21 protein-coding genes are annotated in these 21,824 nt (G+C 71.4%); 6 read left to right on the forward strand and 15 right to left on the reverse strand.

Annotated elements, in window-relative coordinates; translation table 11 throughout:
* Window positions 1-9: 9 nt before the first annotated feature.
* Genes ACOOHC_RS10210 through ACOOHC_RS10225 form a run of 4 tightly spaced genes read right to left on the reverse strand, consistent with a single transcriptional unit; the run spans window position 10 to window position 4,792 of the window.
* Window positions 10-624 (reverse strand): hypothetical protein, encoded by a 615-nt coding sequence (locus ACOOHC_RS10210; RefSeq protein ID WP_420450298.1) that lies wholly within the window; start codon window positions 622-624, stop codon window positions 10-12.
* Complete coding sequence (locus ACOOHC_RS10215; RefSeq protein ID WP_420450299.1) at window positions 621-3,290, reverse strand: DEAD/DEAH box helicase; 2,670 nt, start codon at window positions 3,288-3,290, stop codon at window positions 621-623. Before ACOOHC_RS10215 ends, ACOOHC_RS10210 begins: the two co-directional genes overlap by 4 nt.
* 15 nt (window positions 3,291-3,305) lie before the next feature.
* Window positions 3,306-4,097, reverse strand: coding sequence for a twin-arginine translocase subunit TatC (tatC, locus tag ACOOHC_RS10220; protein WP_420450300.1), 792 nt, complete (start codon window positions 4,095-4,097; stop codon window positions 3,306-3,308).
* The gene (locus ACOOHC_RS10225; RefSeq protein WP_420450301.1) at window positions 4,094-4,792 is read right to left on the reverse strand and encodes a twin-arginine translocase TatA/TatE family subunit; all 699 of its coding nucleotides are present in this window, start codon (window positions 4,790-4,792) and stop codon (window positions 4,094-4,096) included. The genes tatC and ACOOHC_RS10225 overlap by 4 nt, the downstream gene beginning before the upstream one ends.
* Window positions 4,793-4,817: 25 nt before the next feature.
* Here ACOOHC_RS10225 and ACOOHC_RS10230 point away from each other — a divergent pair, with 25 nt between their 5' ends.
* On the forward strand, window positions 4,818-5,561 hold the full coding sequence (locus ACOOHC_RS10230; protein WP_420450302.1) for a glycerophosphodiester phosphodiesterase: 744 nt from the start codon (window positions 4,818-4,820) through the stop codon (window positions 5,559-5,561).
* Window positions 5,562-5,595: 34 nt separating this feature from the next.
* Here ACOOHC_RS10230 and lepB read toward each other — a convergent pair whose 3' ends face one another.
* A complete protein-coding gene (gene lepB / locus ACOOHC_RS10235) occupies window positions 5,596-6,234 on the reverse strand; it encodes a signal peptidase I (RefSeq protein WP_420450303.1) in 639 nt (212 codons plus the stop codon).
* Between the two features lie 46 nt (window positions 6,235-6,280).
* Window positions 6,281-7,639, reverse strand: coding sequence for a Pup--protein ligase (gene pafA, locus ACOOHC_RS10240; RefSeq protein ID WP_420450304.1), 1,359 nt, complete (start codon window positions 7,637-7,639; stop codon window positions 6,281-6,283).
* A gap of 168 nt (window positions 7,640-7,807) precedes the next feature.
* On the opposite strand from pafA, the gene ACOOHC_RS10245 reads away from it, so the two are divergent.
* The 3 genes from ACOOHC_RS10245 to ACOOHC_RS10255 all read left to right on the forward strand — a co-directional run bounded on the left by ACOOHC_RS10245 (window position 7,808) and on the right by ACOOHC_RS10255 (window position 11,375).
* Window positions 7,808-8,269: a type IV pilus modification PilV family protein gene (locus tag ACOOHC_RS10245; RefSeq protein WP_420450305.1), complete on the forward strand. Its 462-nt coding sequence runs from the start codon at window positions 7,808-7,810 to the stop codon at window positions 8,267-8,269.
* Between the two features lie 5 nt (window positions 8,270-8,274).
* On the forward strand, window positions 8,275-9,888 hold the full coding sequence (locus ACOOHC_RS10250; protein WP_420450306.1) for an Ig-like domain-containing protein: 1,614 nt from the start codon (window positions 8,275-8,277) through the stop codon (window positions 9,886-9,888).
* Between the two features lie 110 nt (window positions 9,889-9,998).
* On the forward strand, window positions 9,999-11,375 hold the full coding sequence (locus tag ACOOHC_RS10255; RefSeq protein WP_420450307.1) for a hypothetical protein: 1,377 nt from the start codon (window positions 9,999-10,001) through the stop codon (window positions 11,373-11,375).
* Window positions 11,376-11,444: 69 nt separating this feature from the next.
* Here the strand turns inward: ACOOHC_RS10255 and prcA are convergent, their stop codons facing one another.
* From prcA to arc, 6 genes are all read right to left on the reverse strand, one after another.
* On the reverse strand, window positions 11,445-12,128 hold the full coding sequence (gene prcA / locus ACOOHC_RS10260) for a proteasome subunit alpha (protein ID WP_420450308.1): 684 nt from the start codon (window positions 12,126-12,128) through the stop codon (window positions 11,445-11,447).
* Window positions 12,125-12,922, reverse strand: coding sequence for a proteasome subunit beta (gene prcB, locus ACOOHC_RS10265; RefSeq protein ID WP_420450309.1), 798 nt, complete (start codon window positions 12,920-12,922; stop codon window positions 12,125-12,127). Before prcB ends, prcA begins: the two co-directional genes overlap by 4 nt.
* A gap of 9 nt (window positions 12,923-12,931) precedes the next feature.
* Entirely contained in the window at window positions 12,932-13,129 is a 198-nt protein-coding gene (locus ACOOHC_RS10270) for a ubiquitin-like protein Pup (RefSeq protein ID WP_420450310.1), read from the reverse strand.
* Window positions 13,129-14,661 carry a depupylase/deamidase Dop gene (gene dop / locus ACOOHC_RS10275; RefSeq protein WP_420450311.1) on the reverse strand — a complete coding sequence of 511 codons (1,533 nt, stop codon included), beginning with the start codon at window positions 14,659-14,661 and terminating at the stop codon, window positions 13,129-13,131. The genes ACOOHC_RS10270 and dop overlap by 1 nt, the downstream gene beginning before the upstream one ends.
* A gap of 47 nt (window positions 14,662-14,708) precedes the next feature.
* Window positions 14,709-15,944: a saccharopine dehydrogenase family protein gene (locus ACOOHC_RS10280; RefSeq protein ID WP_420450312.1), complete on the reverse strand. Its 1,236-nt coding sequence runs from the start codon at window positions 15,942-15,944 to the stop codon at window positions 14,709-14,711.
* 94 nt (window positions 15,945-16,038) lie between these two features.
* Entirely contained in the window at window positions 16,039-17,742 is a 1,704-nt protein-coding gene (gene arc, locus ACOOHC_RS10285) for a proteasome ATPase (RefSeq protein ID WP_420450313.1), read from the reverse strand.
* Between the two features lie 236 nt (window positions 17,743-17,978).
* On the opposite strand from arc, the gene ACOOHC_RS10290 reads away from it, so the two are divergent.
* A complete protein-coding gene (locus ACOOHC_RS10290) occupies window positions 17,979-18,224 on the forward strand; it encodes a ferredoxin (protein ID WP_420450314.1) in 246 nt (81 codons plus the stop codon).
* Window positions 18,225-18,308: 84 nt separating this feature from the next.
* The gene (locus tag ACOOHC_RS10295) at window positions 18,309-18,923 is read left to right on the forward strand and encodes a TetR/AcrR family transcriptional regulator (RefSeq protein ID WP_420450315.1); all 615 of its coding nucleotides are present in this window, start codon (window positions 18,309-18,311) and stop codon (window positions 18,921-18,923) included.
* A 31-nt stretch (window positions 18,924-18,954) separates the two neighbouring features.
* On the opposite strand, the gene ACOOHC_RS10300 is transcribed toward ACOOHC_RS10295, so the two are convergent.
* The 3 genes from ACOOHC_RS10300 to ACOOHC_RS10310 all read right to left on the reverse strand — a co-directional run bounded on the left by ACOOHC_RS10300 (window position 18,955) and on the right by ACOOHC_RS10310 (window position 21,816).
* Entirely contained in the window at window positions 18,955-20,052 is a 1,098-nt protein-coding gene (locus ACOOHC_RS10300; RefSeq protein WP_420450316.1) for a trans-sulfuration enzyme family protein, read from the reverse strand.
* Between the two features lie 67 nt (window positions 20,053-20,119).
* A complete protein-coding gene (locus ACOOHC_RS10305) occupies window positions 20,120-20,899 on the reverse strand; it encodes a tRNA (adenine-N1)-methyltransferase (protein WP_420450317.1) in 780 nt (259 codons plus the stop codon).
* On the reverse strand, window positions 20,896-21,816 hold the full coding sequence (locus tag ACOOHC_RS10310) for an ATP-binding protein (protein ID WP_420450318.1): 921 nt from the start codon (window positions 21,814-21,816) through the stop codon (window positions 20,896-20,898). The genes ACOOHC_RS10305 and ACOOHC_RS10310 overlap by 4 nt, the downstream gene beginning before the upstream one ends.
* Window positions 21,817-21,824 lie beyond the last annotated feature (8 nt).

A 21,824-nucleotide genomic window follows, 5' to 3' on the forward strand; every position in this document is an offset into this window, starting at 1 on the left:
GGCGCGACCTCAGGCCAGGACGACCGCGGCGTCGGGCAGGACGGTGATCGCGAGACGGCGCACCGAACCGATCGGACGCCCGTCGACGGCCACCACGAGGGGTTCGTCGAAGGTCCACTCGCCGGAGCGGACCGAGCGCGTCGTGATCGACGGGTGCGGGAGGTGGGTCGCGCCGCGCGCCCGGCGGCGCATCTCGATGCGCTGGCGGACGGACGTCGACGGGTCGAGCGCGAACGTCTCGACCCGGCCGTCGCCGGGGTGCCCCCGAGGGGCGACGTCGAGGTCGCCCAGGTACTCGGCGTTCATCACCGCGAGGACCGGCCCGCGCCACCCCCCGCCGCGACGCCACCGGCGGCGGGCGACGACGTGGGCGACGCACAGCACGCGCTCGCGCCGGTCGTCGACGACCACCTCGACCAGGTCGACGGGGAGGCGCAGCAGCTCGTCGCGGCCGTCGAGGGCCCTCGCGCCGACGGTTCGGTGCAGGTCGCCCCCGCCGAGCGCGACGGGATCCGCCGAGGGATCGCCGAGCATCCGGACGACCTCGGCGTCGTCGGCCGCCACCCGCAGCCGTTCGGGGCGGGCCACGAGCTCACCCCAGTCGCCACCCCGTCCGATGCTCACCCGACCGCCCCGTCGACCACCACCCCGCGGCGGGCCCGGTCCACGGCATCGCCCGCCGCAGCGCGGATCGCCGGATCCGGCGCGACGGACGCGATCTGGCGCAGCAGGTCGATCAGCTGCTTCATCGTGCGGACGAAGTCGCCTCCCGTGACGTCCTCGCCGTCGACGATCTCGGCGAACCCCTCCCCCGCCACCCAGGCGTGCGCGATGGCGGCGAACGTCGGATCGGGGGGCCGTTGCTCGACGAGCCCGACCGAGCGCTCGGTGGCCCGCAGGTCGTCGCTGATCGCCTCGAGCCGGCGCCAGCGTCCCCGCACCTCGGTGGACGAGAACCAGGGGGCGGGAGGCGGCTCGGGACTGCGGTGCTCGTAGACGACGCACGATGCGACCGCCGCCAGGTCCGCGGGGGCGAGACCGTCGAGCACGCCGGAAGCCAGGAGCTCGGCGACGAGCAGGTCGGACTCGTTGAAGATCCCGGCGAGCACGTCGCCACGCTCGGTCAACGCCCAATCGTCGACCCGGGCGTACCCGTAGGTGTCGAGCACGCCGAGCACCCGGTCGAACTCCTGGCCGAGCGAGGCGTTCTTCTCCGAGACGCGCACCTCGAGGGCGGCGATCTCGCGGTCGAGCCGCTCGACGCGGGCCGCCGCGTCGACCCGGGCGCGCAGGTCGGGATCTCGGGCCACCGCGAGGTCGTCGGCGCCGCGCCCCCGGCGGCGCCCGCTCGCCGAGCCGGCGCGACCGTCACCGCCGTCGGACCGATCCGAGCCGATGCGCGCGGTGCGCAGCCGCTTCGCGACCTCGCGGCGGTAGTCACGGCGCTCGGGGCCGAAGTTGCGCGGCAGGCGGATCGAACCGACCGGTTCCGGGACCCGGTCGAAGTCGTCGGCGGTGAGCTGGAGGACCTCGGCGCCCTTGGTGATCGCGGTGAGCCTGACGCCCGCCTTGCGATGGGCGCTGGCGACCACCGCGACGGGCCCACGGTGCTCCCCCTTCGCGACGCGCACGATCTCGCCCGGACGCAACCGGGCGAGGGCCCCGCGCATCTCGCCCGCCGACGCCGTGCGACGCTGCCGGCGTGCGTCGCTCTCGGAGCGCCGACGCCGTCGGTACTCCTCGACGTCGCCGTACTCGCTGACCGACTCCGCTCGCGCCTCGGTGCGCGCCGCCCGCTTGCGCTCGAGGCGGGCCTCGATCCGCACGACGTCGCGATCGGCCTGGAACTGCGCGAAGGAGAGGTTGAGCAGGCGGTGCGCCTCGGGCGCCGAGTGGGTGCGGATGAGGTTCGCCGCCATGTTGTACGTCGGGCGGAACGCGGAGCGGAGGTGGAACGACGAGCTGCTCGCGAGCTCCGCCGCCTCGTCGAAGCGGACCCACGGCGACCACAGGACGACGGCGTCGCCCACCTCGTCGAGACCGCGCCGTCCGGCACGACCGGTCAGCTGCGTGTACTGGCCCGGGGTGAGCTTCTCGTGGTGGTCACCGGTGAACTTGGTCAGCTTCTCGACGACGACGGATCGGGCGGGCATGTTGATCCCCACGGCGAGGGTCTCGGTGGCGAAGACCACCTTGATCAGGCCCTCGACGAAGCACGCCTCGACCACCTCCTTCATCGCCGGAACCATCCCGGCGTGGTGGGCGGCCACCCCGGCGTCGAGCTGGCGCAGGAAGGTGGCGTGGTCGAGCACCTCGAGGTCGTCGGGGTCGATCGCCGCGAGCCGCTCGTCGACGATCTCGGCGATGCGGCGACGGTCCTCGACGCCGTTCAGCGACATCCCGGCGTCCACGCACGAGCGCGCCGCCTCGTCGCACTGCGCCCGGCTGAAGATGAAGAAGATCGATGGCAGCAGGTCGCGGCGCTCGAGCAGCTCCACCACCTCGACGCGCCCGGGGGTGGCCAGCCGTCGCCCGCCGCCGCGGGGGCGACCCCCGTCGCCGCCGCGCCGCGCGCCGCGATCGTGGCGGCGACCGCCGCGCCGGATCGCGGACTCGTCGAGGCGCAGCGCGTCGCGGTTGGGGCCGCCGCCGACGAACATCTCCATCAGGTGGAGGCGCCGCTCGTCGCGATCGGCGACGAGGTAGCGGTTGTCGAGGGCGACGGGGCGCGTTCGCTCGACGATCGCGTCGGTCGGGCCGCGCACCGTGGTGATCCACTCGGCGAGCTCGCCGACGTTGCTCACCGTCGCCGAGAGCGCGACGAGGCGGACGTGGGCGGGGAGGTGGATGATGACCTCCTCCCAGACCGGGCCGCGGTAGGTGTCCTGGAGGAAGTGCACCTCGTCGACGACGACGGTGCCCAGGTCGTCGAGGCTGCGTCGCGCGTAGATCATGTTGCGCAGCACCTCGGTGGTCATGACCACGATGGGCGCGTCGCCGTCGATCGCGTTGTCCCCCGTCAGCAGACCGACCGACCCCTCGCCGTGGACCTCGAGCAGGTCGCGGTACTTCTGGTTCGACAGCGCCTTGATCGGCGCCGTGTAGAACGAGCGTCGTCCGTCGACGCGATCGGCGGCGATCGCGTACTCGGCGACGACGGTCTTGCCGCTGCCCGTCGGAGCCGCGACGACCACGTTCCGACCTGCGTCGAGGGCGTCGAACGCCTCGACCTGGAAGCGGTCGGGGGCGAACGGGAGCCCCCCGAGGAGGTCGTCGCGGTCGGCGCGCACGGGGACGGCGGACGCTCAGCCCGCGGTCGCGCCCCGACGGCGGCGACCACGTTCGATCAGGTACCCGATCAGCACCGACACGAAGTAGAGGGCGATCATCGGGCCGGCGAGCATCAGCAGCGTGATCGGGTCGCCCGACGGCGTGATCACCGCCGCGAGGCAGAAGATCCCGACGATCGCGTAGCGCCAGGCACCGAGCAGGATGCGCGGTGACACGGCGTTGACGAGTTGCAGGAACACGAGCAGCACCGGGAGCAGGAACCCGATGCCGAACGCGAAGATCATGAGCCCGACGAGGCTGATGTACTTGTCGATCGCGAACACCTGGTTGACCTCGTCGCCCGACCACGAGATGAGGAACTCGAGGGCGCGGCCCACCGTGTAGTAGGCGAGGGTCCCGCCGGCGGCGAACAGCACGACCGACGACAGCACGAACGGGATCGCGTACTTCTTCTCCTTCGCCTCGAGCGCCGGGACGACGAAGCGCCAGATCTGCCAGAGGATCACGGGGAGCGCCAGGATGATCCCGCCGTACATGCCGATGCGGATGCGTGCGCTGAACCCCTCGGTCGGGCCGAACGCGTTCAGCAGGTCGAACTGCTCGTCGGCGACGCAGAACGTCTCGGGCTTGCTCGCGCACAGGTCGCGGTAGGGCTGGACGAGGAAGTTCAGCACCTCGTCGTAGAAGGCGATGATCAGCACCGCCCCGATCACGACGGCGAGTCCGGAGCGGATGATCCGCACGCGCAGCTCGGCGAGGTGCTCGGTCAGCGTCATCGCCCCCGAGGGGTGCGCGGCGGCGGTCACGCAGATCGCTCCGCGGCGCCGCCCGACTCCTCGGCATCCTCCAACGGGGGCGCCGGTCGCAGGTGGGGGGCGCGCCCGGGGCCGCCCCGGACCTCGCCGGCGCCGCGGTGGGCGGCCGCGTCGTCGTCGTCGTCGAGGTCGATCGGATCCGCGAACTCGTCGGCGTTCTCGGGGGTCGCCTCGGCATCGTCGCCGCCGTGCCCGGGGTCGGCGTCGCGCTCCGCGTCGGTCGACGCTGCCGTCGCACCGACGGACCGGCCGCCCGCGCCGGCGTCGACGTCGTCGCTCGCGGATCCACCCTCCTCCTCGGCCGGGTCGGAGTGCTCCGAGGCGTCGTGCATCCGCGCGCTGACCGGCTTGATCCCCGGGCCGTCGGTGGCGTCCTCGGCGGAGTCGTCGAGCGCGTGCTCGGCCGAGCGCTCCGAGTCGAGGGCCGACTCGGCGGTCTTGCGGGCCTCGGCGACCACCTTGCTCGGATCGGCCGATTCGCGGATCATGTCGGCGGTCTCGCGCATCTCACGCATGGGTTCGTCGAGAGCGGAGCGGAACTCGGTCTGGAACCCGGTCCCCATCTTGCGCAGCTCGTTGTACGTCTGGGTCGCCTTGCGCACGGCTCCGGGGAGCTTCTCCGGCCCCAGCACCACCAGGGCGATCAGCAAGATGAAGATGATCTCGCTGCCCTGCAGGTTGAACACGGAGCCAGTGTACGGCCGTGACATCATGACCGCGATGCAGCAGCGGCTCCCGTCCCACCTCGATCCGCCACTCGCGTTCGCCCACCGCGGAGCGCGCGCCCACGCCCCGGAGAACACCCTCGAGGCCTTCTCGCTCGCCCTCCGCCTCGGCGCGACCGGCCTCGAGAGCGACGTGTGGGTCACCTCCGACGGGGTCCCCGTCCTCGATCACGACGGGGTCGTGCGGCGGGGGCTGCGACGGACGCCGATCGCCGACGTCGAGCGCGCCCGGCTCCCGGACCACGTGCCGAGCCTGCACGAGCTGTTCGAGGAGTGCGGCGACTCGTTCCACCTGTCGCTCGACGTGCGCGACCCGGCGACCTACCCGTCGGTCGTCGAGGCGGTGCGCGCCAACGGCAACGACATGGCGCGGCGGACCTGGCTCTGCGACCCGCTGCTCGACCCCCTCGTGGAGCGGCGCGACGACCTCGCCGACTTCCGCCTCGTCCACTCGACCCGCCTGCAGCGCCTCGCGGACGGTCCGGAGCGGCACGCCGCACGCCTCGCGGAGGCCGGGATCGACGCGGTGAACATGCACCAGACCGACTGGAACGGCGGCCAGGTGGTGCTGTTCCACCGCTTCGACGTCCTCGCGTTCAGCTGGGACCTCCAGTTCGAGCACCAGCTCACCGAGGCGGTGCGGATGGGGGTCGACGCCCTGTACAGCGACCACACCGACACGATGATGGAGGTCATGTCGCGCGAGGTGGGCGAGTCGGGGACGGGGTGACCGGCGGGGGCGGCGCGGATCGACCCGCGGCGGGTCAGAGCCAGCGCCAGTCCGAGCGCGGCCAGAAGACCACGAACGCCCGGCCGACGATGTCGTCGTAGGACACCGGCCCGACCGACGGGCTGCGGCTGTCCTGGCTGCCGCTGCGGTTGTCGCCCATGACGAAGACGTGCTCCTCGGGGACGGCGGCCGGACCGAAGTCCCCACCGCAGCTCGACGACACGACATCGGGGTCGAGGTACGGCTCGTCGAGCACCCGCTCGCTCTCGGCGCCCACCTCGGTGATCGTCACCACGCAGTCGACCATCTCGACGACCTCACCGGGGAGCGCGATGACCCGCTTGATGAGGTCTCGCTCGGCAGCCCCGTTGATCTGGTGGAGCACGACGACGTCGCCCCGGTTCGGGTCGTGGAGGCGGTACGAGAGCTTGTTCACGAACACCCGGTCGCCCGTCGTCAGGGTCGAGTCCATCGACGATCCCTCGACCTCGTAGTGCGCGAGCAGGAAGCCCCTCACCAAGAACGCGACGGCGAGGGCCACGGCGACGACCACGACCCAGTCGAAGAAGGCGCGCGCTCCCGACGTCGGCTCGTCGCGCCGCGCCGCCGGGCGCGGAGGAGCGCCCTCGTCGTCGACGAAGTCGGGATCGGAGGTGTCGGCGTCGAGGGTCACGGCAGCGTCACGGTACAAGCTGGACCGTTCCACGACCGGTCACCGCTCAGAGCGTCTCGATCAGTCTTTCGACCCGCTCGTCACGGCTCTTGAACGGGTCCTTGCAGAGCACCGTGCGCTGGGCCTGGTCGTTGAGCTTGAGGTGCACCCAGTCGACGGTGTAGTCCCGCTTGCGCTCCTTGGCGCGCTTGACGAACTCGCCGCGCAGCCGCGCCCGGGTGGTCTGGGGCGGGTGGTCGATCGCGTGGTCGATGTCGGCGTCGGTGCACACCCGCTCGATCATCCCGCGGTCCTGCAGCTTGTAGAACGGGCTGCGCGTCCGCGACACGTCGTGGTACTGGAGGTCGAGGAGCTGGACGCGGGGGTGGCCGAGGGGGAGGTCGTGGCGCTCGCGGAACGCCTCGAGCAGCTTCAGCTTGATCACCCAGTCCACCTCCCGGTCGAGCTTCATCGGGTCGTTCTCGATCGTCGAGACGCAGTGCTCCCACATCTCCAGGGCACGCTGCTCGAGCGGGGGGAAGCCGTGGGAGTCGGCGTAGCGCAGCGCCCGGTCGAGGTACTCGCGCTGGATGTCGAGCGCGCTCACCTCGCGCCCGTTGGCGAGGCGCACGGTGCGGCGGCAGGTGGTGTCGTGGCTGATCTCGCGGATCGCGCGGATCGGGTTCTCGAGCGTCATGTCGCGCAGCACGACCTGGGGGTCCTCGAGCATCCGCAGCATGCAGGCGGCGGCGCCGACCTTGACGAAGGCGGTGTACTCGCTCATGTTCGAGTCGCCGACGATGACGTGGAGGCGGCGGTAGCGCTCGGCGTCCGCGTGGGGCTCGTCGCGGGTGTTGATGATCGGGCGGCTGCGCGTCGTCGCCGACGACACCCCCTCCCAGATGTGCTCGGCGCGCTGCGCGATCGAGTAGGTCGCCCCCCGTGCGGTCTGGAGCACCTTTCCCGCCCCGGTGTAGATCTGGCGGCTGACCAGGAACGGGATCAGCACCTCGGCGTAGTGGCCCAGGTCGTCGTCGCGGCGGGTGAGGTAGTTCTCGTGGCAGCCGTAGGAGTTGCCGGCCGAGTCGGTGTTGTTCTTGAACAGGTAGATCGTGCCCCGGATCGACTCCTCGGCGAGGCGCTGCTCGGCGGACTCGACCAGCTCCTCGAGGATCCGTTCCCCCGCCTTGTCGTGGACGACGACGTCGTAGATCGAATCGCACTCGGGGGTCGCGTACTCGGGGTGCGATCCGACGTCGAGGTAGAGCCGGGCGCCGTTCTGCAGGAACACGTTGGAGCTGCGCCCCCAGGAAACGACCCGGCGGAAGAGGTACCGCGCCACCTCGTCGGGGCTCAGGCGGCGCTGGCCACGCAGCGTGCAGGTCACCCCGTACTCGTTCTCGAGCCCGTAGATGCGCCTCTCCATGGGGGGAACCTAACGCGGGCGGCCGTGCGACGTCGGACACTCCCCTCGCCCGATCTTGACCGAGAGCTGAGTGTGGCGGCGACCCGCGCCGACCGAAGAAGGACCATGCGGTCGAGCCCGAGCAGGGGAACCACCAGCCGTCCCCGAGCTCCGCGTCGTGACCGGTCCGTGCCCGTCGGCGCCGCTGCGCCCGGCGACCGAGGGTCGACGCTGGTCGAGGTCGTCGTGGCGATCGCGATCATGGGAGGGGTCGGCGTGGCCGTGATGGGCGGACTCGGCGTCTCGATCCTCGGATCGCGCCTCGAGCGCGACCACGCACGCGCCCACGAGTGGCTCCAGTCGGCGACCGAGGTGCTGGTGAACGACGTGGCGTGGACCGACTGCACGACGACGACGCCCACCGCGCTGGCCGCCCACTACCAGAGCGAGCTGCGGACGTACCCCGACATCATCCCGCCGGACTGGAAGGACTTCGACATCGAGATCCCCGTCCCGGTCCAGTACCCGGACCCCGGGGGCGCGTACGGCGCTCCGTGCAACGCGGACGAGAACCGCCAGAAGGTCCAGATCCAGGTTCGCAGCCCCGACGGATCGATCATCGAGACCGTCGAGGTGGTGAAGGTCCCATGACCCCCGTGACCCCCGTGACCCCCGTGTCCCCCGTGATCCCCGGACGCCCGTCCCCCGCGCTCGAGGGCTCCGCACGCCCGAACCGCGCGCTCCCGGCACGTGCCGGTGCGCCGACCGCGAGCACCCGTCGCCTGCGGCGCGACGACGGCATGAGCCTCGTCGAGATCCTCGTCGCGATCTCGATCATGGGCCTCCTCGCGTCCACGCTGTCGGTGATCGTCGTCACCGCGCTGCGCCTCAGCCCGGCGGCGGAGGACCGCAACGACGACGCGAACGGCCTGCTGACGCTGACCGCGTTCATGCCCGAGGACGTCAACTCCACCCCCGCCGGCGGGTTCGAGTTCGACGCCGCCCTCCCGAGCGGCTGCGCGACGACGAACCCCGGCGTGAACCTCGTCCGGATGACGTGGGACGAGGAGACCACCACGACGACCACGTGGATCGCCGCCTACCGCTACGAGGACGACGGCGACGGCCACCGCGTGGTGCGCTACACCTGCGCCGCCGGTCAGACCCCACGGATCGCCGACATGACCGACCCGCTCGTCCCGATCGACGAGTCGACCTGGACCGCCGGGAGCGCACCGGTCGCGATCGCGCCCCACGCCGACTCCTCCGGCGTGTTCAACGGTCTGACGTTCGACGTCGAGACGACCAGCGGCGACGTCTTCACCCTCGAGATGCGCACGAACGACCTCGACGAGACCCTCCCCCCGGTCCCGCCGTACAACGCGGCGCTCACGCCGCCGTCGAACCAGGCACCGACCACCACGTCGATCGCCGCGACGATCCCTCATGGCGCGTCCACGCCGATCGGGGTCGTCGCGTCCGACCCCGACGGCGACGGCCTGACCCTCACCATCACGAACCTCCCCGCGAACTGGACGAGGCACATCTCCGGTCTCACGGTGGAGCTCAAGCCCAACCCCGCGTCGGCCGTCGGGACGACGACGAACATCGACTACCAGGTGATGGACCCGTGGGGGGAGGTGGCGACCGGCACGATGGCGATCACGATCGCCGCCTCCGCGACGCCCAACCAGCCGCCGACGGCGGCACCCGCCACCGGCGTCGTCACCGTCGGATCCGATCTGGTGATCGACCTCCCGGCGTCGGATCCCGACGGCGACCCGCTCACGGTCACGACGTCGACCCCCCACCCGAGCCTCGCCGTGGCCGTCAACGGCACCCAGCTGGTCGTCGCCAGCGACGGCTCGGCTCCGGGACCGTTCTCGATGACCTACGCGGTCGACGACGGCAACGGGGGGACCGCGACCTCGACGCTCGACCTCACGGTCGACCTGAACCCGTGCACCGTGACGAGCCTCACCCCCAGCGCCACCTCCGTCGAGGTGAAGAACAACGGCTACCTGAGGAACTCGGTGACCTACACGATCACCACGACGGGCTACTGCGACGATCTGGTGCTCGGCTACGACAACAACCTCGAGGACGGCGGCACCGACCTGGTGTACCTCTCCTTCGGCTCCGGCAGCACCGTCACCGTCCATGGCGGCCACGGCGGGCTCAAGTGGAGCGCCGGCGCACGACCCATGACGGTGTACCGCGGCCCCGCCGGCACCGCGACGCTCTCGACCACCCTGCAGGTGACGACATGACGACCCCCCACCGACGGTCCCCCCGGGGTGCCGGTGCCACCGGCGACCGCCCGCCACGCCGCTGCCGCGGGCGAAGGGACGGCGGAGCGATCCTGCCGCTGACCCTCGTCGTGACCGTCGTGGTGTCCTCGGTGATCATCAGCCTCGTCGGGTACACCTCGGCCAACCTGCGCTACGGGCGCGTCGTCGAGGACCGCGCCGACCGCCTCTCCGCGGCGGAGGCCGGGTTGCGCCACGTGCTGGAGAAGGTGCAGATCAACGGGTTGCTGTGCTCGACCAACGCCGGCAACGGCTCGGGCGTCGACATCGAGATCCCCGACACGATCAGCGGGGTCGACGTCTCGGTCAACTGCGCGAAGGTCGACGGCACGCTGTCGAACATCACCTCCTGGGCGGTGGTCGTCACCGGCGAGGGCCTGCCCGCCGGGGAGAAGGGGTTCGTCACCACCTCCGGCCACGGCAAGACCAAGGTCTTCGGGGGCCCGTCGTTCGTCGCCCGTCCGTCGCTGATGGGGATCTCGGCTCCGCTCGAGATCCGCGACGGGGACCTGTGGTCGACCGATGCCGGGTGCAGCCACGGAGGCCAGTTCTCGACGAGCACGCCGACAGCGGTGTGGGGGGCGCTGTCGTTCAGCCCCGCCAACCGCGGCCTGTGGTGCACCGAGCAGGAGTGGCACGAGCTGTTCACCGAGCCGTCCGTCCCCGCCGGCCTCTCGTCGCTCCCGACGAACCCGGCGTACACCGACTTCGGGACCTGCCGGGTCTTCTGGCCGGGGCGCTACACGGTCGAGCCCGCCTGGGCGGCCAACAACTACCTGCGTTCGGGTGACTACGTCTTCGCGAACACCGGGGAGATGAGGTTGAAGCACGCCACGGTGACCGCGGGCCGCCAGGGCGTGGCCGGTGACCAGCAGGAGATCGAGAACCCGGCGTGCGACTCGTACCGCGACAACCAGGACGTCGCCACCGGTGCGACGTTCTACATGAGCGGTGACTCGCGCTTCACGATGCAGGCCGGCGGCGCGCTCGAGATCCTGCGGCGCCAGCACGACTACGACTTCGTGAGCATCCACGCCCTGTCGTCGGGAGCCGCCTTCCCGGCGAGCTCGCTGAACTGGTCGAACAAGATCCTCGCCTCCGCTCCCGGCAACGGCAAGCAGCTCGCCGTCCACGGCCAGGTGTGGGCGCCGAGGACCACGGTCGAGTTCGGCGAGGTCGCGAGCAGCGCGGTCGCCCAGCTCAGCGGAGGCGTCGTGGTCGCCAGACTCCTGGCCGCGGCCTCGGCGTCCGTCTCGGGCTTCGTGATCCAGGTCCAGGGGAGCCCGCAGCAGGACAAGTTCACCTTCACCGCCCGGGCGGAGAAGAACGGCACCACCGAGGTGCGCGTCGTCGCCCAGCTCCGGTTCTCGTCTCCCCCGTCGGGCATCGGCGTCGGGACGTGGGAGATGGCGATGAACTCCTGGCGGGTCTGCGCGCAGACCTGCTGAGGGCGGACGGGGGGCCAGGCGCCACCGAGCCGGCGGCAGCCGGCGACGGAGCGATCGAGGCGCCGCCGGTCAGTTCGTCGGAGCGAGGTCCCGGACCTGGTCCTCGCTGAGGCGGTGGAAGCAGCGCCGCCCCTCGCCCCGCGACAGCTCGGCGACCTCGAGGTCGCCGGCGGGGATCTCTCGCTCGTCACCGGACAGAGCCGCCATCCCGGCGCGCACCGCGCCGTGGAGGTCGAGGCCGTCGGACCACGATTCGGCGAGGCGGGCGCGGATCGCCTCGGCGTCCCCGCCGATCGCCGCGAAGTCGCGCTCGTCGACGACCGTGCCGTCGTAGAGGATGTGGAACATCTGGTCGCCGGCGGGTTCCCGTCCGACCTCGGCGACGAGGATCTCGACCTCCATCGGCTTCATCTCGTGGGTGAAGATGTTGCCGAGCATCTGGGCGTAGCTGTTGGCGAGGCTGCGGGCGTCGACGTCGTCGCGCGAGTACTGGAAGCCCTTCAGGTCGGCGGCGCGGATGCCGGCGACGCGGAGCTGGTCGAACTCGTTGTACTTGCCGACCCCGGCGAACGCGATGCGGTCGTAGATCTCGCTGACCTTGCGCAACGTCTCCGAGGCGTTCTCGGCGACGATCGCGATCCCCTCGACGTAGCGCATCGCGACCAGCGCCCGCCCGCGCGCGATGCCCTTGCGCGCGTAGTCAGCGCGGTCCTTCATCATCTGCTCGGGGGCGACGTAGAACGGCATGCTCATCGCTCCGCCACCTCCTGCACGACGGCGGCGAAGCGCTCGGCGAGCTCGTCGTCGGGCACCCGCTCGTAACCCTCGATGTCGATCCAGGCGACGACCGGGTAGATGCCGCGCAGCGGGTCGGGACCGCCCGTCGCCGAGTCGGCGTCGGCCGCCTCCCACAGCGCCCGCGCGGCGAGATCGATCGCCTCCGACCGGCTCATCGACTCACGGAACCCGACCTTGATCACGGTGCCGGCGTGGAGGCTGCCCGAGCCGGTCGCCACGTGGTGGCGCTCCTCGTAGCGGCCCCCGGTGGCGTCGAAGTCCCAGAGCCGACCCGTGGCCCGCAGCAGGTCGTACCCGGCGAAGATCGGGACGACGACCATCCCCATCATCGCCGCCTGCAGGTTGCCGCGGACCATCGCCGAGAGCTGGTTGGCCTTGCCCTCCAGGCTGAGCGCCTGGCCCTCGACCTTCTCGTAGTGCTCGAGCTGGAGCTGGAAGAGACGGACCATCTCCATCGCGGTGCCCGCCGAGCCGGCGATCGCGACCGCGCTGTGCCGATCCGCGGGGAGGACCTTCTCCATGGTCCGGTGCGAGATCAGGTTGCCCGCCGTCGCACGGCGGTCGCCCGCGATGACGACGCCGTCCTGGTAGCGCAGCGCCACGCACGTCGTCGCGTGGGGCACCCCGAGCGACGCGCCGACATCGACACCCGAGGACGGGTGGACGTCGCCGGCGCCGTGGCGCCGGATGCGACCGAGGAGGTCGGGGAAGTTGGAGCCGGGGTCGTCACCGGGGGGGAAGAACGGCATCGCCACCGCTCACTGCCCGCCCTTCTGGACGTAGGACTTGACGAAGTCCTCCGCGTTCGTCTCGAGGACCTCGTCGATCTCGTCGAGCAGGCCGTCGAGCTCCGCCTTGAGCTTGTCACCGCTCTCGGTGACCGGCGGTGCGGCCTCCTCCACCTCCTCGGTCTCGCGCGACGTCGTCTGCTTCGGCTTGCGTTGACGCTCTGCCATCAGGATGCTCCTGGCTCGTTCGGGTCGGGGGTCGGGTGATCGGCGCCGAGGCGGTCGAGCAGCTCTCGCGCCGTCTCGCTCGAGTCGATCAAGGTAGCAACGTGGTCCGCGGTGCCGCGCAACGGCTCGAGCATCGGGACCCGCCGCAGCGGGTCGCGCCCGACGTCGAAGACCATCGAGTCCCAGTTGGCGGCGACGATGTCGTCCGCGAACTTGTCGAGGCAGCGTCCCCGGAAGTACGCCCGCGTCGACGTCGGCGGCTCGGTCGTCGCGGCGTCGCACTCGGCCGGGTCGGCGATCACGTCGAGCCCGGCCCGCAGCGCCAGGCAGCGCTCGGGGCGCATGTCGTGGTACTGGAGGTCGATCGCCTTGAGCATCGGGCTCGCGGCGTCGATCCCGTGGCGCTCGGCGTAGCCGTCGACCAATCGCTTCTTGGCGACCCAGTCGACCACCGGGGCCGCCGAGTCGGGGTCGGCCTCCAGGGCGGTGAGCACCCGCTCCCAGCGGTCCATCACGTCGGCGCCGACGACCTCGTCGACCGACTCGAGCCCGTGCGACTGCTCGTACTTGCGCGCCCGCTCCAGCAGGCCCCACTGCACCTCCAGCGCCGTCGCGCGGGTGCCGTCGTCGAGCTGGACGGTCCGCGACAGCGTGGGGTCGTGGCTCACCTGGCGGATCGCGGGGACCGGGTTCGCGAGCACGAGGTCGTCGCCGAGCTCGTCGTCCTCGATCATCGACAGGACGATCGCGGTGGTCCCCACCTTGAGGTAGGTGGCGACCTCGCTCATGTTCGCGTCGCCGACGATCACGTGGAGCCGGCGGTACTTGCGCGGGTCGGCGTGGGGCTCGTCGCGCGTGTTGACGATCGGCCGCTTGAGGGTCGTCTCGAGACCGACCTCCTCCTCGAAGAAGTCGGCGCGCTGGCTGAGTTGGTACGCGATGTCGTCGTGGGGGCGACCCGGCAGCTCGCAGCCGACCTTGCCGGCGCCGGTGAACACCTGGCGCGTGACGAAGTGCGAGGTGATCTGCCGGGCGATGCGACCGAACGGGAGCTCGCGCGCCAGCAGGTAGTTCTCGTGGCAGCCGTAGCTGTTGCCCTTGCCGTCGGAGTTGTTCTTGTGGATCACGATCTCGGCTCCGACGTCGAGCACCGAGCGGGCGGCGATCATCGCGCGCCGGACGATCTCGTCGGCCGCCCGGTCCCACACGAGCGCCTCGCGAGCGGTGCGCACCTCGGGGATCGAGATCTCGGGATGAGCGTGGTCGACGTAGAACCGCGCCCCGTTCGTGAGCACCGCGTTCACCAGCGTGGTCTCGACCTCGGGCGCCATCGCCTCCTCGTGGGAGAAGCCGCGCGCGTCGTTGGCGGGTCGCTCGTCCTCGAAGTCCCAGCCGACCCGCCCGCGCTCGCGTGCGGTGTCGGCGAGGTAGGCGTTGATCAGCAGGGAGGACGCGGAGACCGGGTTGTTCTCCGCCCCGCGGACCGTGATCCCGTACTCGGTCTCGATGCCGCACACCTTCGGCAGTGCCATGACCTCAACCTATCCCGCCACCGATCGACGGTGACGGGCACGTCCGATCAATCGACGCGATCGACGATGTCGAAGGTGAGCCCGGCCCGCTCGACCAGCTCGTCGACGAACCCGTCGCCGAGAGCGGTCGCCGGCGTCCAGAACCCGCCTCCGACGTCGGAGTCCAGCAGCGAGGTGGCGGCGACCGCGAGGATCTTCGAGGTCGACCCGTACCCGGGATCGCGGTCGCCCGTGACCCGGGCGTCGATCCCCTCCCCCGCCGCCGTCGTCCCGTGGAAGCGGAGATCGTAGGAGCCGGCCTCCTGCGTGCTCGGTGACGGCCCGTCGCCGGCCGAGGGCAGCACCCGCTCGACGACGGAGCGCAGCGGCCCGAGCATCGCCGCGCCGGCCGCCGCGCCCATCGCCGCGCCCATCGCGCCGGTGACCGCGAGCGCCTTCGCGCCGCCGATCGGGCCGGAACCGGTCATGATCGACTCGCCGTAGGTGAACGACCTCCCCCACGGGTACCCCTCCAGCGCGTGGGAGCGCAGCACGACACGGGTGTTGGTGGCGGCCATCACGAACGGGGCGGTCCACGAGCCGAGGCCGCGATCGAGCGCCGGCACGGCGAGGCTCGGCTGGTCGACACCCTCGCGCTCGCCGGCCGGGGCCAGGGCGTAGGGGTTGGTCAGCACCCGTCGCAGACCGGGGTCGTCGGCCACCTCGGAGACGATGTTCATCATCGACGCGATCGTCCCGCCGCTCGCGCCGCCCCTCGCGGACACGACCCCCATCCGCACGTCGGTGCACGGCGAGCCGAACCGCTCGACGGCCGCCTGCTGCAGGAACCGCACACCCAGATCGGAGGGCACGGAGTCGAACCCGCACGCGTGCACGACGCGCGCCCCGGTCTCGACGGCGCGCTCGTGGTGCCGGTCGATCATCCGCTGCATCCACTGCGGCTCGCCGGTGAGGTCGCAGTAGTCGATCCCGGCCTCGACGACCGCGGCGACGAGCTCGGAGCCGTGGAGGGCGTAGGGCCCGACGGTCGACACCACGAGGCGGGCGTCCGCGCACATCGCCGCGAGCGCCGCGGGGTCGGCGGCATCGGCCACGATCCGCTCGACGTCGGCTCCGGTCTCGGTCGCGACCCGGTCGAGCTTGACCGCGTCGCGACCCGCGATCGCCCAGCTCAGCTCCCCGTCCGTCCCGTGGCGCTCCACCAGGCGGCGGCACAGGATCTGACCGACGAAGCTCGTCGCTCCGAACAGGACGATGTCGTGGGCGGGGGTGCGGCGAGCCATGCGGCGACCGTACCCGGCCGCGGCGTGGGCTCGCCCCACGGTGGTGCGCCGTCGGATCGCGCCGCGGATTCGGGGTGGCCGCGGCGGCGCCGACCTAGAGGTACTGGCCGGTGGCGACCCGCTCGATCGCCTTGCCGCCGGCGACGTCGTCGTCGGTCTCCTTCGACACGAGGGTACGGATGAACACGATGCGTTCGCCCTTCTTGCCCGAGATCTTCGCCCAGTCGTCGGGGTTCGTCGTGTTCGGCAGGTCCTCGTGCTCCTTGTACTCCTGCTTGATCGAGTCGAGGAGGTCCTGGGTCATCACCCCACGGGCGCCACCGCCGATCACCCGCTTGATCGCGAGCTTCTTCGCCCGTCGCACGATGTTCTCGATCATCGCCCCCGAGGCGAAGTCCTTGTAGTAGAGGATCTCCTTGTCGCCGTTCTGGTAGGTGACCTCCAGGAAGCGGTTCGCCTCGTCGTCGCGGTACATCTCGGCCACCGTCGCGTCGATCATGTCGGGGACCGAGGAGCCCTCGGCGATCGGGATCTCGTCGGAGAGGTAGTTCGCGAAGACCGACCGGGCCGCCTCGGCGTTCGGCCGGTCGATCTTGATCTTCACGTCGAGGCGACCCGGTCGCAGGATGGCCGGGTCGATCAGGTCCTCGCGGTTGGTCGCGCCGATGACGATGACGTTCGTCAGGCCCTCGACGCCGTCGATCTCGGCGAGCAGCTGCGGCACGATCGTCGACTCCATGTCCGAGCTGATCCCCGAGCCGCGCGTGCGGAACATCGAGTCCATCTCGTCGAAGAACACGATCACCGGCCAGCCCTCGTCGCTCTTCTCGCGAGCCCGCTGGAAGACGAGGCGGATCTGGCGCTCGGTCTCGCCGACGTACTTGTTCAGCAGCTCGGGACCCTTGATGTTGATGAAGTAGCTGCGGCCCTTCCCCTCGCCCACCTTGTCGGCGACCTTCTTGGCGAGGCTGTTCGCGACCGCCTTCGCGATGAGGGTCTTGCCGCACCCGGGAGGGCCGTACAGCAGGATCCCCTTCGGGGCGGGGAGGCGGTGCTCGGCGAAGAGGTCCTGGTGCAGGAACGGCAGCTCGACGGCGTCCGCGATCTCCTCGATCTGGGAGTCGAGCCCGCCGATGTCGGTGTACGCGATGTCGGGGACCTCCTCGAGCAGCAGGTCCTCCACCTCGGGGCGGGCGAGCTTCTCGAGCAGCAGGTTCGAGCGGGTGTCGAGGCGGAGGTGGTCGCCGGCGCGGATCACCGTCCCGCGCAGCGCGTCGGCGAGCTCGCAGACCCGCTCCTCGTCGGCGCGGCCCACGACGAGCGCCCGCACGCCGTCGTCCATGATCTGGCGGACGGTGACGACCTCGCCCCCGACGTCGGGGGTGCGTGCGAGCACCACGTTCAAGCTCTCGTTGAGGACGACCTCGGCGCCGCGGTCGAGCAGCTCGTGGTCGATGTCGGGGTGCAGCGAGACGCGCATCTTGCGGCCGGAGGTCAGCACGTCGACGGTGTCGTCGTCGTTCTTGCCGACGACGATGCCGTACGCCGAGGGCGGCTGCGAGAGCTTGTCGACCTCGTCGCGCAGGGTGGAGATGTGCTCGCGCGCTTCGCGCAGGGTGTAGGACAGCTTCTCGTTCTGCGCGACGGCCTGGGCGAGCTGGCCCTTCGTCTCGAGCAACCGCTCCTCGAGCGAGCGGACGCGACGCGGGGCGTCGGCGAGCCGCTGGCGGAGGTGGCCGATCTCCTCGCTCAGAGCCTCGACCTCAGCCCGCTCGGTTGCACCGTGGTCTGTCGACATGGGCTCAAGGTACACCGCCACGGACCGACGATGTTTGCACGTGCTGCACCGTGTAAACTCCTGTCCACGAACGGCGATCACCACGAAGACCACCACGGAGATCGGTCCGGCGGGCGCACGACGTCGCACGTCCGCATCGCCTCCGAGATCCGCCCGAACGGATCGCCCCATCCGTCCCAGCGACCCGACACCGACACGCCACCCGCGTCGACCAGCAACGAGGAGCCACCACTGACATGAAGGTCTGGATCGACCAGGATCTCTGCACCGGCGACGGTCTGTGCGAGGAGATCGCACCCGACGTCTTCACCCTGCTCGACGATGGCCTCGCCTACGTCAAGGAGGGGGACAAGGTCTTCGCCGAGGCGAAGGGCAACCCCCAGGGCGCCGAGGGCCTCGCCGAGTTCCCCGACGGTCAGCTCGACGCCGTGGTCGAGTCCGCCGAGGAGTGCCCCGGCGAGTGCATCTACATCGAGCCCTGAGCGGGCTCGCGAGCACGTCGAGCCCCGTCCCCGGCCGCGTCCGGTCGATCCGCCTCCGGTGACCCCGGCGGTACCGTGACGGCCGTGGAGACCGCGCACGTCGCACCGGTGCGCCAGCGCAACGCACGCGGCGAGGGCGACCGCCTGCGCGTCGAGCTGCTCGACGCCGCCGCCGACCTGCTCGCCGAGCACGGCTCGGTCGACGCGGTCTCGTTGCGTGCCGTCGCACGCCGGGCCGGGGTGTCGGCCACCGCGGTGTACCGCCACTTCGACGACCACGGTGAGCTCGTGCGTGCCGCGGTCCGCCACTGCTGGGACAACTTCGCCGCCGCGCTGCACGACGCCCACGACGACGAGGCCGACCCCTTCGAGGAGTTCTTCGCCGCCGGTCGGGCCTACGCCGACTTCGCGCGGCGCCGCTCCGGCCAGTACCGGGTGATGTTCTCCGACCACGCCCAGTTCGAGGGCGAGACCGAGATGGTCGCGGCCGCGACGTTCCAGGTCCTGGTCGACCTCGTGTCGGCGGTCCTCGTCGAGCTCGACGACGATCGCGATCCCACCGCCGTCTCCGTCCAGGTGCACACCTGGATCCACGGCATCGTCGACCTCGACCGAGCCTGCCACGGGCCCGGCTGGCCACCGGTGGATCAGCAGCTGGCCGGGCTGGCCGGCTCGCTCGGGCTCCTCCCGCCCTGCTGAGGAGCCTCGATCGCCCGACGCCTCGGGGGTGTCAGCCGAGTGCGGCGTCGAGGTCCGACCAGAGGTCCTCGACGTCCTCGCACCCGACGCTGAGCCGGATCAGACCCGCCGGGATGCGCTCCTGGCCGACGATCGCGGCCCGCCGCTCCATCGTCGACTCCACCCCGCCGAGGCTCGTGGCGTGGTTGACCAGTTCGACGCGACGGCACACCTCGTCGGCTCGAGCCGCTCCCCCGGCGGTCTCGAACGACAGCACCGCGCCGAACCCGGACATGAACGACGACGCGATCCGGTGCGTCGGGTGCGATGCCAGGCCGGGGTAGCGCACCCGGTCGACCCGCGGGTGGGCGTCGAGGCGCTCGGCGAGCTCGCCCGCCGTCGCCTGCGCCCGCCGGACGCGCAGCGCGAGGGTGCGCGCACCCCGGATCGTGAGGAAGGCCTCCATCGCGCCGATGGTCGCGCCGTGGAGCAGTCGCCGCTCGGCGAGCTCCTCGACGAGATCGTCGTCGCGCGTCACGAGCACCCCGGCGACCAGATCCGAGTGGCCACCGATGAACTTCGTCGCCGAGTGCACGACGACGTCCGCGCCGAGGTCGAGCGGGCGCTGCGCCAGGGGTGTCGCGAACGTCGAGTCGACGACGACGAGCGTCGACGACGGACGGGGAGCGCCGCAGATCCGTGGGAGGTCGGCGACGGTCAGCAACGGGTTCTCCGGCGTCTCGAGCCACACCAGGTCGCACGTCGCGACCGCGTCGAGCCAGGCGTCGGTGTCCGCCTGATCGATGCGGAGCACCCGCCAGCGACCCTGCGCCTCCCCCTCGGCCACGATGCCGGCCACCCCGTGGTAGGGCTCGGCGGGCACGGCGATCGTCGCTCCGACGCCGAGTCGCTGGAACACGATCGAGGCCGCCGCCATCCCCGATGCGAACACCAGGGCTCGACCGTCCTCGAGACCTCCGAGCAGCTCCTCGAGCGCCTCGGAGGTGGGGGTGCCGTGGCTGCGGCTGTACAGGCGGTCGCCGGGGAGGGTGAAGTTCGACGCGAAGGTCGGGGCGACGTTCAGCGGTTCGCCGGGTCGTCGGGGCCGGGCACCCGCCACCAGCCACGTCTCGGGCGTCCAGTCCGGCACGCCGGTCAGGGTACCGGCGCGCGCCCGACGGCCCGTCGACGCGGCGGCGCCGCCGGTCCCGGCGCGCTCAGGGACGACCGAGGAAGCGGGCGACGCTGAGGAACCCCGTGTGGGCGACCATGCGGTGATCCGGACGCACCGCCTGCCCCTCGATGTGCCACCCCCGGTGGAGCACCTCGACGGTGCGCGCGTCGATCCACTTGCCCTTCAGCGCCTCCCGAGCGCGAGCGGCCTGGGTGATCGACGGGGTGTACGCGACCAGGATCCCCCCGGCACGCAGGACCGCCTCGGCGTGGGGCACTACCTGCCACGGCTCGGGCAGGTCGAGCACGACCCGATCGAAGGGTCCGTGGGCGGCCTCGATGCCGTCGTAGCTGCTCTGGACGTGGACGTCGTAGCGGTCCATCACGGACTCACCGAGGAACGACCGCACGTTGGTGCGTGCCCGGTTGGCGAAGTCCTCACGGATCTCGTAGCCGACGATGTCGGCGCCGTAGCGCAGCATCGTCGTCGACAGCGCCCCCGACCCGACCCCGCTCTCGAACACCCGGACCCCCGGGCCGATGTCGGCGAACATGCAGATCGGCGCGAGGTCCTTCGGGTAGATCACCTGGGCGCCACGGGGCATCTCGACGACGAAGTCCTCGAGGGTGGGGCGCAGCACGATGTACTCGCCGTTCTTCGTCGAGCGCACCCGGCACCCCTCGGGCTGCCCGATGACGTCGGCGTGGCGGACGAAGCCGGCGTGGCTGTGGAACTCGCCGTCGTCGGCGAGCTCGACCAGGTAGCGGCGCTTCTTCGAGTCGAGCAGGACCGCCTTGTCGCCCGCGGCGAAGGGGGCGCTCACCGCCGACCCCGTCCGCCGAGCACCAGCTCGACGGGGACCGGGTCGTGCGCCGCCGAGGTCGCGACGAGACGGCAGAACGCGCACACCTCCGACGTCGTCGGCGCTCCGCAGCGCTCGCAGGTGGTCAGCTCGCCGGCGTCGGCGGCCGAGCGCCCGGCCAGCAGGGGTGCCATCTTGTCGACGAACTCGAGGTAGAACGCCGACTTGGAGCTCGGCGACTCCTCCTCGATCGCGTTGAGCACCGATTTGTGGTGCAGGTGGCGGTTGCCGGCGGCGATGGGGCACTCCTCGACCAGGTAGTCGATCCCGCGGATCAGGCACCACGCGGCGGTCTCGCGCTCGGTGAGGCGCACGAGCGGCTTGGCCTTGCGGGGGAACCCGGCGCGCGCCGGCAGGACCGGGGCCTGGCGCGCCAGGTGATCGACGTCCCAGCGCAGCACGTTGCCGAGCAGCACGGCGGCCTCGTCGTCGAGGTTGTGGCCGGTGACGACGGCGTCGTAGCCGCCGTCGATCGCGGCCTTGTCGAACAGGTGGCGCTTGGACATCCCGCACGCCGAGCACGGGACCCGGCGCGTCGCGCGCGACGCGGTGGGGATGTCGTAGCCGTACTGCTCGCGCAGGTCCACCTCGACGAGGTGCAACCCGCGCTCGGTCGCGAACGCGCGCACGTGGTCGCCCGAGGCGTCGGAGTAGTCACCGATGCCGAGACCGACGTAGAGCCCGTCGGCCCGGTAGCCCGCTTCGACGAGGATGTCCCACAGCGCGAGCGAGTCCTTGCCCCCGCTCACCGCCACGAGCAGGCGGTCGTCGGGGGCGAACATGTCGTGGTCGTGGATCGCCTTGTCGACCTGGCGGCGGCAGAGCTGCAGCAGGTGCTCCGCGCAGAAGTTGGCGTTGTGCCGCGGGAGGTCGATCACCGCGGGAG

The sequence above is a fragment of the Ilumatobacter sp. genome, from assembly GCF_965215205.1.
Lineage (GTDB): Bacteria > Actinomycetota > Acidimicrobiia > Acidimicrobiales > Ilumatobacteraceae > Ilumatobacter_A.